This is a genomic window from Paenibacillus sp. 10L310 (assembly GCF_056395745.1).
This window is the reverse complement of the sequence record NZ_JBFTKC010000027.1, coordinates 43,710-60,237: the sequence shown is the minus strand read 5'-3', so window position 1 is coordinate 60,237 and position 16,528 is coordinate 43,710. Positions and strand designations below refer to the sequence as shown.

Below are 16,528 nucleotides of genomic sequence, written 5' to 3'. Positions count from 1 at the left end.
TCTTTTGGAAGGTCGTGGGAGAACTGTTTTTGTTACGAGGTCCTAGCCCCTAAAACCGCCACGTTCTCCCGGCTTCCCCCATCGTAAAACGACCACAAAAAAAGGCCAACCAGTAATTACTGGCTAACCTGATAATACGAAAACCGCCTTTACGAATCTAGGGGTCGAAACCCCTGTAAAATTCGGTAAGGACGGCTGCTTATGGTGCCAAAATACGAGCTTTAATTCGGTTGAAGACGGAATTTATTTTATTCAGATCCACCGTTCAGATAGTTGAAGAAAGGCTGGTCCACCCAGAAGTCATACGTCGTAATGTCCGCATCAGGTGCCAGTTTCAGGAAACCTTCCCGAATGGATTTGGCATTTTCTTTCAGAGAGAAGGACTGAGCATAGTAATTGCCAAGCGCGATCTTATTATTGGAAATGACAGGGTAGTTCGCCAATGCGGTTGGCGAATAATACAGCGGTTGCCACCAGGAGCTGAGAATCAGTGGAGATGTACTGTCACTATTCTTTTTGGCATATTTCAGCACAATGTCGTTGAAGCGAACTTTGTCTGCCACATTGTTGAACTCGAACTGAATATCATATTCCTTCGCAGAAGCAATATAGTTACCGTTCTCGATCTGTGTCACTTTATAGTCTGGCGTTTCCTTCGGCTCGCCCCATTCCTTCAAATAAATGAAGGCAGATGTCTTCGGCTGGAATTGCACATCAGCATCAATACCTTCGCTACGCAGCAAACCAACCAACTGTACAGCATGTTGAATATTATCGTGGCCGTAGGTAAGTGTCAGTTCATCGATAAAGTTGGAATCAAAGCGGCTATCCTTTAGATTGTAACCTGTTACGAGATCATCTCGCAGCGCCTGATCCACAATCTTTCTCAGCTCAGGTGATTCGATCAGATCCGCTGTGCGATATGCAGCATACAATTTGGAATAGATGTCCGCATCGCCGGAACGCCCAATCTCATGTTTGTATTTCCCTTGACTGACCAATACGCGTCCAAGCAAAGTATCAGCGAAATCTTTACTTGCTACGCCACCCTTAATGAGAGCGGGGTATAGGCTTTCAGGAATCAGGCCTGTATCGATCGCAGCAGCCAGCTCCTGTGCGGCTTGTCCCTGAACACGGTTTGGTTTAATGCCAACTTTGGCAAGTGCTTTGGCCGTTTTCTCTGTGGGATATGTATAAGCGAGTTCCTTGAATCCGGCTGCTTTCACCGCGATGAAGACGGCGGCATAAGTGCTCAGTTGATCCTTGGCACGTACTTCTGTACCCGTAAGAACCCCATTATTGTATAAGGATACGGCAGCAGTATATGAAGAATCACCAGAAGACAGATCGGTAAAGACAGGAGCGTTAGCTTCACTGTCACTTGCTTGAGTTGCTTCCGTGATGGCTGCAATGGCTTGAATGAAATCACCTTTGGTAATCTGTTGCGGCAATAGAATGTTGTATTTCGCTTGCAAGAATTGAGCAAAATCCGCTGCGCTTTCCGTGTAAGCAACTGGAGCCTGAGCTACAGGTCCTTTGACACTTTGTGAGGTGGAGGGTTTAGCCGGAGTTGTAGATGCTGCAGAAGCGGAAGAGGGCAAGCTAAGGCTGCCGAGTGTTACCGGAGCGGCGAGTAGGGCCGCCAACGTGATCTGGGTGATTTTTTTCAAATGAATAGCCTCCTTAGAATGGGTTGGAAAATAATCAGCTTTGGGTCATAATTCTGACAATTCCTATAAGAATAGAATAATTGGATTGACTTTAGCACGGAGACGCGCTGGATGTCAACGAAAAAAAGCTTGATACAGAACGGTTTCCAAAGCTTGGTAGAAAGCGAATTGTCAATTATATTCTATTTGAGTGTATACGCTCAAAGATTTATTGACAAGGATCGACAGTATCCGCTAGGATAAGAAAAAAGAATGTTGAAAAGGGGTATTTTCAAAATGAAAAGAGGTTTATCGTTCGTCTTATCGATCATCATGTTGGCTATTTTGTTGGCAGCTTGTGGGAATTCGGCTTCCAAAGACGAACAATCCGCCCAAGGCAGTGATTCGGAGAAATCTCTTCGGATGGCCCTCGTACTTCCCGAAAAAATAGGGGTTAACCCTTTCTTTGTACAGATGGATGAAGGTTTCAAAAAAGCAGGCGAAGAATTCAAAGTAGATACCAAGACGATTGAATCGACAGACCCGGCAGCATTTGAACAAAATCTGCGTGCTGCGGTTGCCGAGAATTATGATCTGATTATTACAGCAACTTTCCAGGCAGAAGATGCATTGAAGAAAGTTGCAGCAGAGAATCCGGACAAGTCCTTTGCGATTGTAGATACAACCGTTGATCTTCCTAACGTTCGTAGCGTTGGTTTCCGTGAATATGAAGGGGCGTACCTGCTCGGTGCAGCTGCTGGATTGTCCACCAAAACAGACAAAGTCGGCATGATCGCAGCAATGGATGTACCATTGATCAAGAAATATACGGAAGGTTTCAAAGCTGGATTGGAATCCGTGAATCCGGGTGCAGAATTCCTCGTGAACTATGTAGGTGGATTTAATGACCCGGCCAAAGCAAAAGAATTGGCGCTGGTACAATTCGGCAAAGGCGCTGACTTCATCGCTGGCGCATCCGCTGTAGGGGATCTCGGCGTGTTCGAAGCAGCCAAAGAAAAAGGCTTCTACACTTCCGGTCAGGATACGGACCGTACTGTTGAAGACCCGGAACATATCGTATTGTCTCAATTGAAGTCAACCGATACGGTTGCTTATGAGACTGTGAAAGATTTTGTAGAAGGCAACTTCAAAGCAGGCGCAGTTAACTACGGTTTGAAAGAAGACGGTGTAGGCCTGACGTACGTTACACGTGACAGCGAATCTCCATTGAATGCTTTTGTCGGACAAGAAGTGATCGACAAGGTTAAAGCAATCAAGGATGATATCGTATCCGGCAAAATCGTAGTCAAAGATCCATTGCAACAATAGTTTTGAATGTTCTTTTCAATGAATGAGTGATGGAAATGATCAGCCGGCTGCCCGATCAGGCAGCCGGTTTTGCTGCTATTAAATGACCGAGACCGAGAGGAGCGAACGCAAGATATGCTGTTGGAGATGGAGCAGATTACGAAGAAATACGGCAGCTTCACCGCTAATCGTGACATCCGTTTTAATTTGCGTGAGGGAGAGATTCATGCCCTTGTAGGTGAGAACGGGGCCGGTAAAACAACCTTGATGCGTATGCTGTATGGTATGGAACAGCCCACGTCAGGCACAATCAAAGTCCGTGGACGTGAGGTGAGCTTTGCCACGCCGTCCCAGGCGATGGCAAGTGGCATCGGTATGGTGCATCAGCATTTCATGCTGTTCCCTTCCTTTACGGTGGCGGAGAACATCGTGATTGGACGCGAACCGGCTAAGGCAGGCGCATTTGACCGCAAAAAAGCAGCGGCTCAGGTGAACGAGCTTGGCAGACAATATGGCATGCCGGTTGACCCGTGGAAAAAAGTGTCCGAGTGCCCGCTTGGCATGCAGCAGCGTGTTGAAATTCTCAAGGTGCTGCATCAGGGCGCAGACATCATTATATTGGACGAACCTTCGGCGGTACTGACACCGCTTGAAGTGAAGGAACTGCTGGCGAACATGAAATCGCTCGCCAAGCTGGGCAAAACCTTTGTACTAATCACGCACAAGCTGCAAGAAGTCATGGATGTAGCCGACCGAATCACGGTGCTTCGGGATGGTCAGGTGACAGGTACGTTGGAAGCCAAGGATACACATGTGGAGGAGTTATCCCGTCTGATGGTTGGTCGTGAACTTGTGCGTATGGACAAGCAACCATCGGTACCAGCGGAAGCGGTGCTTCAGGTGGAAGGGGTTAATCTGTCCGGAGCGAAGGATCGTTCGGCGCTCAAGGACATCCATATGGAAGTTCGTAAAGGTGAGGTCGTTGGCATAGCAGGCATCTCAGGTAACGGCCAGTCGGAACTGATTCAGGTCATTGCTGGACTGCGTAAGGCGGATAGTGGTCGCGTTGTACTCTCCGGGCAGGATACAACCAACTGGCCTGTACGGCGCATAAGGGAGCATGGACTTGCTCATATCCCGGAAGATCGTTATATGTGGGGAGCGGCCAAGGATGCGAGTGTTCGCGAGAACGGGCTGATGGGACACCATCATCGCTTGCAGTCACGCGGTATTATCAAAGCCAAAGCAGCAAGAACAATGGTAGAGAGTTGGATCCAACAGTTCAGCATCAAGACGGGTTCTGCGGAAACCAAGGCACAGTTTCTGTCCGGAGGAAACTTGCAGAAGTTGATTGCTGCCCGTGAATTTGCACAGGATACACCGTTTCTGATTGCAGCCGAACCAACACGTGGTGTGGATATCGGAGCGATGGAGACGATACATGCCGAATTGTTGCGTAAACGCAGTGAGGGCGCGGGTATTCTGCTCATTTCATCCGAGTTGTCGGAGATTTTGCAATTATCTGATCGGATTATTGTCATGTATGAAGGCGAAATTGCCGGAGAACTGAGAGCAGAAGAAGCGACTGAGGAACAGATCAGTTTGTTAATGGCAGGAGGGAAAGAGCGGATATGAATCGGGTAAAAGAAACACTTCGCGGACTCGTACAGCCGCTGCTTGCCGTATTCATCGGTCTGATTGCAGGGGCTGTGGCGATTCTGATCGTTGGCGGTAATGTGGTGGATACGTATGCGGAGATGTGGAAAGGGGCCTTCGGTAACTTCTACTTCTTCACCAATACGTTGGCTCGTTCCACACCAATCATCTTGGCGGGACTTGGCGTAGCATTGGCATTCCGTGCCGGATTCTTCAATATGGGAGCCGAAGGCCAGATGATTCTTGGCGGGCTTAGTGCCGCGCTCACGGCGCTCTATCTGCCAGGACCAGGCTGGTTTGTGTGTATTGCTGCGATTGTGGCAGGTATTATTGCCGGGGGAATCTGGTCCCTGTTTGCAGGCTGGCTGGATGCACGCTTCGGGATGAACTTGTTGATCACAACCTTACTACTTAACTATATTGCCATTTATTTCGGGGGCTACATGGTCTCCTATCCATTTAAGGACCGCACAGGATCTGCAGCAATGGCTCAGACACCCATGATTGACCAGAGTATCTGGTTGCCGAAGTTGTTCCAGGGCATGGGGCTGCATGCAGGCTTCATTATTGCCATTGTAGCGGCCATTCTGATCTACTGGTTCACACATAAAACGGTGACCGGTTACGAGATCCGCATGCTCGGAAGCAACCCGTCCTTTGCAACCTACGGTGGTGTTCGCCGCATTCGCATGATGATGCTGTCCATGGTCATCAGTGGTGGACTTGCTGGACTCGCGGGTGCGGGGGAAGTGCTCGGTACACAGTACCGTTTCCTTGATGGCTCATTGTCATCGGCAAGTTACGCATGGAGCGGCATTATGGCCACGTTGCTTGCCCGCTCGCATCCACTCGGTACAGCTGTAGCAGCTATTTTGCTGGCTGCGCTACAGACGGGTGCCATGGGGATGGAACGGAACACGGATGTACCGCTGGAAGTTGGCAGTGTCATCCAAGCTGTATTGACGTTATTTGTATCAGCTCAGATCGGTTATTCATTCCTGAAGCGGAGAAAGGAGAAAAAGTCCAATGCAACAACTGTTTGATGCAGCCATGTTTGGCTCAACCTTGCGGATTATGACTCCAATCCTGCTTGCAGCGCTCGGTGGGGCTTTATGTTCTCGTGTCGGTCTGTTTAACGTGGGTCTCGAAGGACTGGTGTTGATCGGTGCGTTCTCCGCTATTGTCGGTAATTATCTGTTTGGCAATGTGCTGCTGGCGGTACTCTTTTCCATTATAATTGTGATGTTATTCTCGGCGCTCTTTGCCTTTATAAGCATTAATCTGAAAGCCAACGCCATCGTGGTCGGGATCTCGCTTAACTTCCTGGCTGCGGGGGTGACGACCTTTGCATTGCGTGCGATTTTTGATGTAAAAGGTGCATACTACGACAAAGACATGGTGGGACTTCCCAAGTGGGATATTCCGCTGATTAAGGACATTCCGTGGGTCGGCGATGTAATATCGGGACATAGTCCGCTGGTTTACCTCGGTATTGTGCTCGTGATTGCACTACAATTTTATCTGTTCAAAAGTGTATCCGGCTTCCGCCTGCGCTCCGTCGGTGAGAACCCGATTGCAGCACAGAGCATCGGGATCAAGGTACGTGGCATCCAGTATGGTGCCGTTCTGATGTGCGGTGTGTTGTGCGCTCTGGCTGGAGCACAGTTGTCGCTCGGTCAGGTGACGATGTTTACCGAAGGCATGACTGCTGGTCGTGGTTTTATAGCGCTGGTGGCAACAATGTTAGGACAAGCGAATCCGCTTGGCGTGATGGGCTCCAGTGTACTGTTTGGTTTCATGGAAGCATTGAGTATTCGTCTGCAAGGATTCTCCCTGCCAACGCATTTCACGTTGATGCTGCCGTATATTGTGACGCTGGTCGCGATGTTCTTTTTCAAAGACCGTACCTATGCACAGGATGCACTGAAAGCGGGCGGAAGCTCGCGTTAATTCTGAATGTCTATGTTAGAGACAGTAAAAGAAGGAGGAATTCCACTTGCATAACAAGGCTGAACGTTTGAAAAAAAGTAAAACCCCGGCACCCAAAACAGGTAACGATCACGGAGATCGGCTGCCGCCAGGACAGATGCTGACGGAGAAATTCCCGATTCTGCATGAAGGGGAAGTGCCGGAATATGACCTGTCCACCTGGGACCTGAAGGTATTCGGCGAAGTGGAAGAGGAAAAGGTGTTCTCCCTGGCTGAGTTGCAGGCGATGCCACAGGTGAACACGGTGAGTGATATTCACTGTGTTACCCGTTGGTCGAAATTCGATACGCCCTGGGAAGGTATACGCTTCTCCGATTTTGTGAAACTTCTGGGGGTTAAGCCAGAGGCAAAATACGTCATGATCCATGCAGATCATGATTATGAAACAAATGTACCGCTCGAAGAATTGATGCATGATGATGTATTGCTTGCATTCAAATATAACGGTCAGCCACTTACTCCCAAGCATGGTTTTCCACTGCGTATGGTTGTGCCACAACTTTACTTCTGGAAGAGTGCCAAGTGGATACGTGGTCTGGAGTTTATGACAGAAGACCGTAACGGATTCTGGGAAGTGAATGGTTTCCACCATTTTGCCGATCCGTTCAAGGAACAACGCTTCTCGGGTGAAGATCTGCCGATTCCGGAAGACGAGTGGACGAAGAAGGAGTTTGATTGATATGTTGATGCCTATTTTGCAGATTCATTCGGAAGACATGCCGGCATATGCCATCGTCTGTGGTGATCCGGCACGTGCGGAGAAGATTTCCCGTAAACTGGAGCAGGCGAGAGAACTGGCGTTCAGTCGGGAGTATCGTACATTTGTTGGATTGTATGAAGGGGTACAGATCGCTGTGGTCAGTCATGGTGTAGGTTCGCCTGGAGCAGCTGTGTGTTTCGAGGAACTGATTCGGGCGGGTGTAACAACTCTGATTCGTGTAGGTACAGCGGGATCGTATACAGCGGATTATCCGGCAGGCAGTGTGCTTGTGAGTACAGCCGCTGTTCGTACGGACGGGTTGACTCGCCAACTGGTGCCGGATGGTTTTCCAGCGGTAGCGGACATTGGGGTGACACAAGCGTTGATCGAGGCTGCTCGTGGGCAAGAAAGCACGGATGCTGCAACCTTTGCAGGCAAAGTGGGCGTTGGTATTACCGTAACACTGGATGCGTTCTTTGCAGGCGTGGAAGAGATCCCACATCGCAAATACAAGCAGGCTGGAGCACTTGCAGCCGAGATGGAAATTGCTGCGCTCTACATCGTCAGCACCTTGCGTGGCGCTCGCGCCGGAGCCATTGTCGCGATCGATGGATTCGCGGACAGTGATCTGGCAGCCGAGTATGATCCGCATACGGATGCAGTTGGACAAGCGGTGGAGCGCGAGATTAATGCAGCGCTACGCGCACTAGCCGCGCTTGCTCGCCAAGATCAGGTATAGGTTGGTTAAGGCAAGTATGCATTTTTGCTCATTGTTACAAGCAAAACAGTAGATGATGTCCATTTGAGGTGGACAATATAAAAAGGGCGTCCCGTAAGGTCATGAATATGACCCAAGGGGCGTCCTTTCCTTTTTAAGAGGGGGATGCAGGTACAGTAGCGAATTGTATTTGCATGGCATGTCATTAAATTAGGAGAGTGATTAAATATGGGCTGGAGTGAATTACGTGAAATTCCTAATGAATACAGCGATGAGGTACAGCGGATTGATGAGCAACTTTTGAAACTGGTTGCAGCCAGAAAGGACATAACCGGAGCAGTCCAATACCAACCCCCTCAAAATACCATCGATGAATGGGTGAGCTTACTGGATATGAAGGAGGAAGATATCCGATATGTTCTCCGTAGCGTGCAACCGATGCCGCAAAGACACTACTTTCCAAGTGAACCTCTTCAATTGACGAGTGTGGTGCCGATTATGAAGAAAATGATCAAAGATTCGTGTGAGTATATGATCACGCATTCGATGCAATATGAAGGCGAAAGCCTCGTTTATGTGGAGATTCAATATAAGGGGAATGAAGCTGAGCGTATACAAATGGTTCCACATTTGGCTCTGGAAATATTCAGCGAACAGAGACATATCACCATGAGACATGGCAGTCGTGGAGGAGGTGGGGAGACGCAAATTAGTTTCCGAGTGGTTCCTGCCCTTCCTTCTTCTCTGGAAAACGTTCGATTCTCCTTGATTCCCTCAATACCAGAGATGGAATACAATGTAGAGGAAATCATTTTGGATAAACAGGTTGATTTCGATTAACGAAAGGGTTTAGAGATGGATTTAGCTTAACTTGGGGACGGCCTGATCCTCGAAGAGAATGATAATGCAGAAAGTGGGCACGTTATATAAAGGAACATCAACATGAATACGAAAAAAGGGAGGACTCTATGATGACACAGAACAATCAACCTCAAGACGAGGCGGAAATTCGCAACAAGTTGGATGAAGACGGGGATTCCTTGATGGAGAAAAAGAAGATTTTGAGCGGAGTAGACATTGAGCCGCAGGCGGACGAATGGGCAGCGAAGCCATCACCTGTTGCTTTTAATGAAGGAAATGCTTCTTCGAAAAAATAAACAACATGAGAATCATATGGGCTTGATGGAATGAAGATAAATTTAGCGAAGCAGGTACCCTTATGGTATCTGCTTTTTGGTTGTATAATAATGTAAAATTCAGTAGATGAAAGAGTGATGAGGATGAGTACGGGTAAGATTAAGATCAGAAAGGCAGAAATGAGGGACTACTCTGGCGTGTCATTGTTGATGGATGAACTACACCGGATGCATGTCGAGGGGCGGCCCGATCTATACAGAGCGTTAGAGACCAGAATGGAGGAAAAGGAGTTCACCGAACTCCTGGAAACGGACAAGCGTTACCTATATGTTGCCGAGTCTTCCGAAACGGGCTTGATTCTGGGTTACGGGAGCGCGCAGTTAAGTGTAATTCAGGATAACCCATTGATGGTGGATCGCAAGATGTTGTACATCCATGAACTTGTAGTGGATACAAAGTATCGTGGCCAAGGAACAGGCAAACAGTTACTACAAGCATTCATCGAGTTAGGGAGAGAACTTCAGGCAGACAGCGTGGAATTATCAGTGTCAACGTTTAACTCTGGGGCACAGGCTTTCTATGAACAGATGGGTCTTGTTGTCCGTAGCAGCAGGATGGAGTATACCTTGTAAGATGCATCGCCCTATTTAATTAGGAAGGATTCATCCATTTTTAATAAAATATCAGAATACTCTTGAATACCCCCGTGGGGTATGTTACTCTTAGAAAAGAACGAAAGAAAAGGGGTGTTCAGATGGAACATCAGAGCCATCCCGAGGAACCTTTGCAATCCTCCAAGTCAGATTCAACGGAAGCTTTGGCTACAGTTCAAGAAGCGGTGTCCTGTCATACTGAGGGCAGTGATGGGAAGCATGTGCGCAAGAGTCACCATTCACAGGAGATGAAGAGTAACCTGGTTTCTCGTTTGAACCGTGTGGAAGGTCAGATTCGCGGGATCAAGGGATTGATCGAGAAGGATACGTACTGTGATGATGTGCTGACGCAGATTGCGGCGGCTCAGTCTGCTCTTAATTCAGTAGGCAAACTTTTACTTGAAGGCCATATGAAGAGCTGTATCGTTGAGCGTATTCAGGCTGGTGAACATGAGGTTGTGGATGAACTGCTGGTTACGATGCGGAAGTTAATGAAGTAAGCTGAATCAATTCACATATTTAATTTTATCATTTTAATATACCCCAAGGAGGAATTTACAATGTCTAATGTTACGTTGAACGTTACGGGAATGTCTTGCAATCACTGTGTGAAGTCGGTTGAAGAAGCTGTGAAGAATACCGGTGCGAGTGGTAAGGTTGATCTGGCATCGGGAACAGTAGCGGTGGAATATGATGAGCAGACGGTGAACGTGGATCAGATCAAAGCTGCCATTGAAGATCAGGGATACGATGTAGTCTAACGGGATCACAGGCTTAAACCGAACATGCTCATGGGCGAAAAAGAGGTCAGAGTACCTTTTCCCAAGAGTCAGGTTTAAGCCTAATTTTCTGTCTGATATATACCCATTGGGGGTATGTTAATGCAAAATACAATAAATTGAATCGACATGAAAGGAGCTGACATGATGGATAACTCAACGAATAAACCAATGGATAGATCGTCCGAACCCACACCAATGCCACCTATGGCAGACGCACCAGGACTAAAGACAACACTGCACATCACGGGGATGACCTGTGCTGCATGTTCGACGCGAGTGGAGAAGGGATTGTCCCGCATGGAAGGGGTGCAGCAGGCCAATGTGAATCTGGCCATCGAACAGGCAACCGTATCTTATGATCCGAAGACAACCAACGTGAATGCGTTGCGAGATAAGGTGGAAGCATTGGGCTACGGTACGGTGTCAGAATCGGTTGATCTGAACATCACAGGTATGACGTGTGCTGCCTGTTCTGCGCGGATTGAAAAAGGTCTTTCCCGACTACCGGGGGTATCTCAGGCGAATGTGAATCTGGCGCTGGAAACAGGGCATATCGAATATGCCGCTGGCGCATTGAAACCTTCGGATATTACCGCCAAAATCAAGCAGATGGGATACGGTGCTGAACTGCAATTGACACAAGAAGAGACCACATCGGTTCGTGAACGTGAGCTGCAACGCAAAAAGTGGAAATGGATGATATCTGCGTTGTTATCGATTCCTTTGCTGTGGGCAATGGTCGGGCATTTCTCGTTCACATCCGGAATCTATGTCCCTGAACTATTCATGAACCCTTGGTTCCAGCTACTGCTGGCAACGCCGGTACAGTTCGTGATTGGATGGCAATTCTATGTGGGGGCGTACAAAGCCTTACGTAACCGCAGTGCCAATATGGACGTTCTCGTCGCATTGGGTACCAGTGCAGCGTTTTTCTACAGTCTCTATCTGACGTTATCCAGTGGGTACTTACCTTCTACAACCATGGATCATGGGGCAATGGGAACGAGCACAGCCGCCGCCATGCCTTCGGTAGAACTCTATTATGAGACAAGTGCAATTCTGATTACGTTAATTTTGCTTGGAAAATGGTTCGAAGCTGTGGCGAAAGGTCGCTCTTCACAGGCGATTAAAAGCCTGATTGAACTGGCTCCACGTGAAGCCCATGTCATCCGGGATGGACAGGAAGTGATGGTTCCTGCCGCATATGTCGCGGTGGGTGACTTGGTTCTGGTGAAGCCGGGTGATAGCATCCCGGTGGATGGTATCGTTGAAGAAGGGCAATCCTCAGTAGATGAATCCATGCTTAGTGGAGAGAGCCTTCCCGTGGATAAAAAGCCAGGAGATCCCGTTACAGGTGCTACGCTGAACAAAAACGGGGTATTACGACTGCGTGCGACCCGAGTGGGATCGGATACGGCTTTGTCCCAGATTATTAAAGTAGTCGAGCAAGCTCAGGGCTCCAAAGCACCGATCCAGCGGATCGCAGATGTCATTTCAGGCATTTTTGTTCCGATTGTTGTCGGCATAGCTGCGCTGACATTCCTGATCTGGTATCTGTTTGCAAGTCCGGGTGACTTCGCCGGTTCCCTTGAAAAAGCGATTGCCGTGCTCGTCATTGCTTGTCCATGTGCACTAGGGCTGGCAACGCCGACTTCTGTCATGGCTGGATCAGGACGTGCGGCTGAATATGGCATTCTGTTCAAGGGCGGCGAACATCTGGAGTCGGCACAACAGATTCAGACCGTGGTGCTCGACAAAACAGGTACAGTAACCCAAGGTAAACCGGTCCTTACCGATGTTGTCACGGCTCCGAATTGGACGGAATCTGATCTGCTTGAGCGAGTGGGAGCGGCCGAACAGAGTTCCGAGCATCCGCTGGCAGAGGCGATTGTTGCAGGTATTCGTGCCAAGGGTCTGGAGCTAACCCCAACAGAGAAGTTCGAGAACATACCGGGATACGGCGTGCGAGCTTCAGCAAAAGGGCAAGAAATTCTGGTCGGCACGCGGCGTTTGCTTGCAGATGCACAGGTGAATGTCTCTGAAGAAACCGTTCAGCAGATGAACCGTCTGGAGGAACAAGGGCGTACAGCGATGCTAGTAGCGGTGGATGGTCAGTGGGCAGGGATCGTAGCTGTGGCTGACACCATCAAGGATACTTCCCGTGAAGCCATTGGTCGTCTTCAGGCGATGGGGATCGATGTCATCATGATTACGGGAGACAATGAGCGAACAGCTCGCGCTGTAGCTGAACAGGCAGGGATCGGTAAAGTACTGGCTGAGGTTCTGCCGGAGGGTAAAGCTGCGGAAGTGAAGAAACTTCAGGAGAGTGGCCTGAAAGTCGCGATGGTAGGTGACGGCATTAATGATGCTCCGGCACTCGCTACAGCGGATATTGGGATGGCGATCGGAACAGGAACGGATGTAGCGATGGAAGCGGCGGATATTACGTTGATGCGTGGTGATCTGAACAGTATTGCAGATGCCATTGAGATGAGCCGGCGCACGATGGGGAACATCAAACAAAACTTGTTCTGGGCACTCGGATACAACGTGATTGGTATTCCCATTGCGGCAGTTGGCTTCTTGGCTCCATGGCTGGCAGGGGCGGCAATGGCGTTCAGCTCCGTGTCGGTTGTCCTGAATTCCCTACGTCTGCAACGCATGAAGCTGAAGAGAAATGACTGACCGACCTTTGTTTGGAGATATAATCAACGCGTCATTGTCAATGAAGTGAGGATGAATAAATACGCGGTTCGCTGCGGCGGACCGTGTTTTTTGTTGAGAAAAATACAGTTGAGTCGCTAGAAAGTAAGCCTGAATCGTTGGTATTAGATGTTCTTTTCTACGGAGAAAGGAAAGCATAATGCACTTTTGTGAAAATGGATCAATTGTATTCATGAATAAAGCTTACGTTTTCTGAATTTTTCAAAAAATGAGTTGACAATATGGACATATTCACATAAAATTTAAACGATCGTTTGATTCAAACAACTGTTTAAATCAAATTAGAACTATTTGAGTAATGGAGGACACCTTTTATGTTACAGGCTTTACGTACATTGTTAAAAAAACCGCCAGTGATTGTAGGGATCGTAACAGCACTTATGTTCCAAGTGATCTTTAGCGTGATCTGGATGACCGCATATTCTGGAGTAAATGACCGTGCGAAAGAATTGACGGTTGCGATTGTGAACGAGGACGGAGAAATGTCCAAAGGAATCGCGGATTCGCTCGCAGGAACACTGCCTTTCCATACCGTATCCAATCTAAGTGCGGCTGAAGCTTTGGATCAGCTGAATCATCACCAAGTACACATGGTGCTGGATATCCCGGCTGGGTTTAACGAATTGCTTCAGACGGCTGGCTCAACCGCCGAGATTAAATACACCATTAATGAAGCGAACCCGGTTACGATCAAAAGCATGATGCAAGGTGTATCACAAAGTGTGACAAACACGATTAACAAACAAGCTACAGCACAAGGGGTACAGACGGTATTGACCGCTTCAGGTGCACCTGCCGATCAGGCTGCTGAAGCCGCTACAAACCTGACTACCCGAGTGGAGGGAACGACAACGTCCATCAACCCGGTTAACGGGATGAATAATCAGATGGTGCCAATGATGATGGTACTGGCTTCCTATGTAGGTGCCATGATCATGGGGATGAATCTCCAGACAGCCATGGGTATGCTGTCATCCACTTATTCCCGATTGACTTTGTTTGGCGCGAGAGTAGTCATTAATGTGGGTTCCGCATTGGTTGTTTCCTTGCTGGGATCATCACTGATCGTGGCACTGGGAGGACAGATTGCACAAGGATTCGTTGCATTCTGGTTGTTCCAGGCGCTCTTCCTGTGCACGTTCATGTTCTTCTCCCAGTTCTTCCTGATCTGCTTCGGACCAGCGGGAAGTCTGTTCAACATCATCTCACTGTCCTTGCAACTGGTATCCTCCGGTGCTATGGTACCGCGTGAATTGCTGAACAGCTTCTATAGCGGCATTGGGCAGTACCTGCCTGCAACATACGCCGTTCAGGGTATTCTGAGCGTGCAGTTGGGAGGCCCAGGAGTTCAGTCTGCTGCGGGCTCTATCGTGATTGTACTGTTGGTTGCCGTTGCGTTGTCACTGGTCGTGACGTTGTTGAAAAAACAACGCATGCCAGCTATGGCTCCAAGCCCTGCTCAAGCAAACAACTAATACAGCAGATGTATACCATTGCATCATAGGATAGGACAAGCACCCCGATGATTTTCATCGGGGTGCTTGGTGTAATATAATAGACAGATGATTCGCTGGCTACAGTCCTTGAGCTGGAGCGAATGAGATGAACGGACAAGAGGGAGCGGGACGGAATGACTGAACCGGAGTTGGATATCAAAACGAGGATATTGCTTGCAGCCAAGAAGCTTTTTGCACAGCAGGGGTATGACGGGACGAGTGTTCGTCAAATATGTGATGAGGCAGGTGCCAATGTGTCGCTGGTGTCTTATCATTTTGGGGGCAAAGAAAAGGTGTTCGAAGCATTATTTGAGCATTTCTTCCCTGGGCATATGATGAACGCGCTGGCTGAAGAGTCCATGTCCTCGCCTGTGGAAGGTATCCGACGAATTATTGGTGAAGTTGTGAAGTTCACGATGACGGATCGGGAGATGAGCGATATTGTGCAGCTTGAAATTACACTGCGTACACATCGTACAGCAACCGTATTTCGTTTTCTAGACCCTGTATGGACCCGAGTGAGGGACCTGTTGCAAGAAGGAAAAGACCAGGGATTGTTCCAGGTCGAGTCCGTATCTTATGCGATGCTTCAGGTTATGGGTGTGGCTTTGGCGCACAAACGGGCCAAGAATTCACGATTTGGCTTTGATTATCAGGATATGAATACAGACGAGCTTGCTGAGCAGACAATTGAGTTCGTACTACGAGGATTGGGAGTGAACAGCCATGAATGAAACCATTGAGTTGATGATGAAACACCGCTCTGTACGCAAATACAAGCCAGACCCGGTAAGTGATGAGCAGCTTGCAGCTATCGTAGCGGCTGGGCAGATGGCTTCCTCTTCAAGTAGTGTGCAAGCATATACCGTAATTGCTGTGACTGACTTAGAGCAAAAAGCCAAGCTGGCTGAATTGGCAGGTAACCAGGCCTATGTCAATGAATGTCCGGTATTTCTTGTATGGTGTGCTGATCTGTATCGGCTGAGTGATGCTGCGAATCGTCATCTTCCTGAGAAGGAATCGTATGCCGATTCAACCGAGAATTTCATGGTAGCCACGATTGATGCTGCACTTGCTTCCCAGAACGCCGCTCTTGCAGCGGAGTCACTAGGGTTCGGAATCGTATATATTGGCGGGCTTCGTACCCGGATTGAGGAAGTTGCTGAGCTGTTGGAATTGCCGGAAGGGGTATATCCGGTGTATGGCATGTGTATTGGTGTTGCAGATCAGGAAACGGGAATTCGCCCGCGTCTGCCACTTAATGCAGTTCTGCATCGTAATCGTTATAATGCCGAGCAGAGCATCAAAGGTGTTGAGCAGTATGATGAGACAACGACGGCGTACATGAAAGAACGGACTAATGGTGAAAGAACGACTCCATGGTCCGAACTGATGGCGAAGCGCCTGACTGAGCCGACACGGTTGCAAGTGAGACCGTTCCTGGAAGGCAAAGGATTCTTGAAGCGTTAAGTTGAACTGAAGGTAGTTACACTTGCCACTCCGATGACAGAACAACCTTCCGATCGCTGTTATCCCCAGATTTTTTGATCCAATTTTTGTGAAGGTGAAAATCTAGTGATAGCGTATGCTTCCGAAGTAGCTTTCTTTCAGAAAGCTTTTAGGCGACCGCTCTGCTTCCTCAGGTTATTTCTGTCCTCTACGTTCCTGTGTAAAAATTTAGTTCAACTGATATATAATAGTAGACTAGAAGTCAGT

The 16,528-nt window shown here is 48.5% G+C and carries 16 protein-coding genes; 15 read left to right on the top strand and 1 reads right to left on the bottom strand.

Annotation, left to right across the window (positions count from 1 at the left end; all coding sequences use genetic code 11):
• Nucleotides 1-248: 248 nt before the first annotated feature.
• Nucleotides 249-1,670 (bottom strand): hypothetical protein, encoded by a 1,422-nt coding sequence (locus AC1DE7_RS29635; protein ID WP_477535739.1) that lies wholly within the window; start codon nt 1,668-1,670, stop codon nt 249-251.
• Nucleotides 1,671-1,946: 276 nt separating this feature from the next.
• Here AC1DE7_RS29635 and AC1DE7_RS29630 point away from each other — a divergent pair, with 276 nt between their 5' ends.
• The 15 genes from AC1DE7_RS29630 (at nt 1,947) to nfsA (ending at nt 16,282) form a co-directional block, all read left to right on the top strand.
• A complete protein-coding gene (locus AC1DE7_RS29630) occupies nt 1,947-2,978 on the top strand; it encodes a BMP family lipoprotein (RefSeq protein ID WP_036616691.1) in 1,032 nt (343 codons plus the stop codon).
• A gap of 114 nt (nt 2,979-3,092) precedes the next feature.
• On the top strand, nt 3,093-4,592 hold the full coding sequence (locus AC1DE7_RS29625) for an ABC transporter ATP-binding protein (protein WP_036616693.1): 1,500 nt from the start codon (nt 3,093-3,095) through the stop codon (nt 4,590-4,592).
• The gene (locus tag AC1DE7_RS29620) at nt 4,589-5,656 is read left to right on the top strand and encodes an ABC transporter permease (RefSeq protein WP_036616697.1); all 1,068 of its coding nucleotides are present in this window, start codon (nt 4,589-4,591) and stop codon (nt 5,654-5,656) included. Before AC1DE7_RS29625 ends, AC1DE7_RS29620 begins: the two co-directional genes overlap by 4 nt.
• Complete coding sequence (locus AC1DE7_RS29615; protein ID WP_017691011.1) at nt 5,640-6,563, top strand: ABC transporter permease; 924 nt, start codon at nt 5,640-5,642, stop codon at nt 6,561-6,563. The genes AC1DE7_RS29620 and AC1DE7_RS29615 overlap by 17 nt, the downstream gene beginning before the upstream one ends.
• 46 nt (nt 6,564-6,609) lie before the next feature.
• Nucleotides 6,610-7,281 carry a sulfite oxidase-like oxidoreductase gene (locus AC1DE7_RS29610; RefSeq protein WP_477535738.1) on the top strand — a complete coding sequence of 224 codons (672 nt, stop codon included), beginning with the start codon at nt 6,610-6,612 and terminating at the stop codon, nt 7,279-7,281.
• Between the two features lies 1 nt (nt 7,282).
• Entirely contained in the window at nt 7,283-8,041 is a 759-nt protein-coding gene (locus AC1DE7_RS29605; protein ID WP_477535737.1) for a nucleoside phosphorylase, read from the top strand.
• A 207-nt stretch (nt 8,042-8,248) separates the two neighbouring features.
• Entirely contained in the window at nt 8,249-8,860 is a 612-nt protein-coding gene (locus AC1DE7_RS29600; RefSeq protein WP_477535736.1) for a hypothetical protein, read from the top strand.
• Nucleotides 8,861-8,991: 131 nt separating this feature from the next.
• A complete protein-coding gene (locus AC1DE7_RS29595; protein ID WP_017691007.1) occupies nt 8,992-9,177 on the top strand; it encodes a hypothetical protein in 186 nt (61 codons plus the stop codon).
• Between the two features lie 123 nt (nt 9,178-9,300).
• Nucleotides 9,301-9,789 (top strand): GNAT family N-acetyltransferase, encoded by a 489-nt coding sequence (locus tag AC1DE7_RS29590; RefSeq protein WP_477535735.1) that lies wholly within the window; start codon nt 9,301-9,303, stop codon nt 9,787-9,789.
• Nucleotides 9,790-9,911: 122 nt separating this feature from the next.
• Nucleotides 9,912-10,310 carry a metal-sensitive transcriptional regulator gene (locus AC1DE7_RS29585; protein ID WP_477535734.1) on the top strand — a complete coding sequence of 133 codons (399 nt, stop codon included), beginning with the start codon at nt 9,912-9,914 and terminating at the stop codon, nt 10,308-10,310.
• A gap of 60 nt (nt 10,311-10,370) precedes the next feature.
• The gene (locus AC1DE7_RS29580; protein WP_477535733.1) at nt 10,371-10,571 is read left to right on the top strand and encodes a copper ion binding protein; all 201 of its coding nucleotides are present in this window, start codon (nt 10,371-10,373) and stop codon (nt 10,569-10,571) included.
• A gap of 216 nt (nt 10,572-10,787) precedes the next feature.
• Complete coding sequence (locus AC1DE7_RS29575) at nt 10,788-13,277, top strand: heavy metal translocating P-type ATPase (protein ID WP_477535741.1); 2,490 nt, start codon at nt 10,788-10,790, stop codon at nt 13,275-13,277.
• 353 nt (nt 13,278-13,630) lie between these two features.
• Nucleotides 13,631-14,791: a YhgE/Pip domain-containing protein gene (locus tag AC1DE7_RS29570; RefSeq protein ID WP_477535732.1), complete on the top strand. Its 1,161-nt coding sequence runs from the start codon at nt 13,631-13,633 to the stop codon at nt 14,789-14,791.
• A gap of 155 nt (nt 14,792-14,946) precedes the next feature.
• Nucleotides 14,947-15,546: a TetR family transcriptional regulator gene (locus tag AC1DE7_RS29565; RefSeq protein WP_076319536.1), complete on the top strand. Its 600-nt coding sequence runs from the start codon at nt 14,947-14,949 to the stop codon at nt 15,544-15,546.
• Nucleotides 15,539-16,282, top strand: a complete 744-nt coding sequence (gene nfsA / locus AC1DE7_RS29560; protein ID WP_076253882.1) for an oxygen-insensitive NADPH nitroreductase — start codon at nt 15,539-15,541, stop codon at nt 16,280-16,282. The genes AC1DE7_RS29565 and nfsA overlap by 8 nt, the downstream gene beginning before the upstream one ends.
• The last annotated feature ends 246 nt before the right edge of the window (nt 16,283-16,528 follow it).

Excerpts from the sequence above, each read along its gene's own strand:
- AC1DE7_RS29605 (WP_477535737.1), top strand. The coding sequence starts at position 7,283 with ATGTTGATGCCTATTTTGCAGATTCATTCGGAAGACATGCCGGCATAT.
- AC1DE7_RS29625 (WP_036616693.1), top strand. The coding sequence starts at position 3,093 with ATGCTGTTGGAGATGGAGCAGATTACGAAGAAATACGGCAGCTTCACC.
- AC1DE7_RS29585 (WP_477535734.1), top strand. The coding sequence starts at position 9,912 with ATGGAACATCAGAGCCATCCCGAGGAACCTTTGCAATCCTCCAAGTCA.
- AC1DE7_RS29620 (WP_036616697.1), top strand. The coding sequence starts at position 4,589 with ATGAATCGGGTAAAAGAAACACTTCGCGGACTCGTACAGCCGCTGCTT.
- AC1DE7_RS29600 (WP_477535736.1), top strand. The coding sequence starts at position 8,249 with ATGGGCTGGAGTGAATTACGTGAAATTCCTAATGAATACAGCGATGAG.
- nfsA (WP_076253882.1), top strand. The coding sequence starts at position 15,539 with ATGAATGAAACCATTGAGTTGATGATGAAACACCGCTCTGTACGCAAA.
- AC1DE7_RS29575 (WP_477535741.1), top strand. The coding sequence starts at position 10,788 with ATGCCACCTATGGCAGACGCACCAGGACTAAAGACAACACTGCACATC.
- AC1DE7_RS29570 (WP_477535732.1), top strand. The coding sequence starts at position 13,631 with ATGTTACAGGCTTTACGTACATTGTTAAAAAAACCGCCAGTGATTGTA.
- AC1DE7_RS29565 (WP_076319536.1), top strand. The coding sequence starts at position 14,947 with ATGACTGAACCGGAGTTGGATATCAAAACGAGGATATTGCTTGCAGCC.
- AC1DE7_RS29580 (WP_477535733.1), top strand. The coding sequence starts at position 10,371 with ATGTCTAATGTTACGTTGAACGTTACGGGAATGTCTTGCAATCACTGT.
- AC1DE7_RS29590 (WP_477535735.1), top strand. The coding sequence starts at position 9,301 with ATGAGTACGGGTAAGATTAAGATCAGAAAGGCAGAAATGAGGGACTAC.
- AC1DE7_RS29595 (WP_017691007.1), top strand. The coding sequence starts at position 8,992 with ATGACACAGAACAATCAACCTCAAGACGAGGCGGAAATTCGCAACAAG.
- AC1DE7_RS29630 (WP_036616691.1), top strand. The coding sequence starts at position 1,947 with ATGAAAAGAGGTTTATCGTTCGTCTTATCGATCATCATGTTGGCTATT.
- AC1DE7_RS29615 (WP_017691011.1), top strand. The coding sequence starts at position 5,640 with ATGCAACAACTGTTTGATGCAGCCATGTTTGGCTCAACCTTGCGGATT.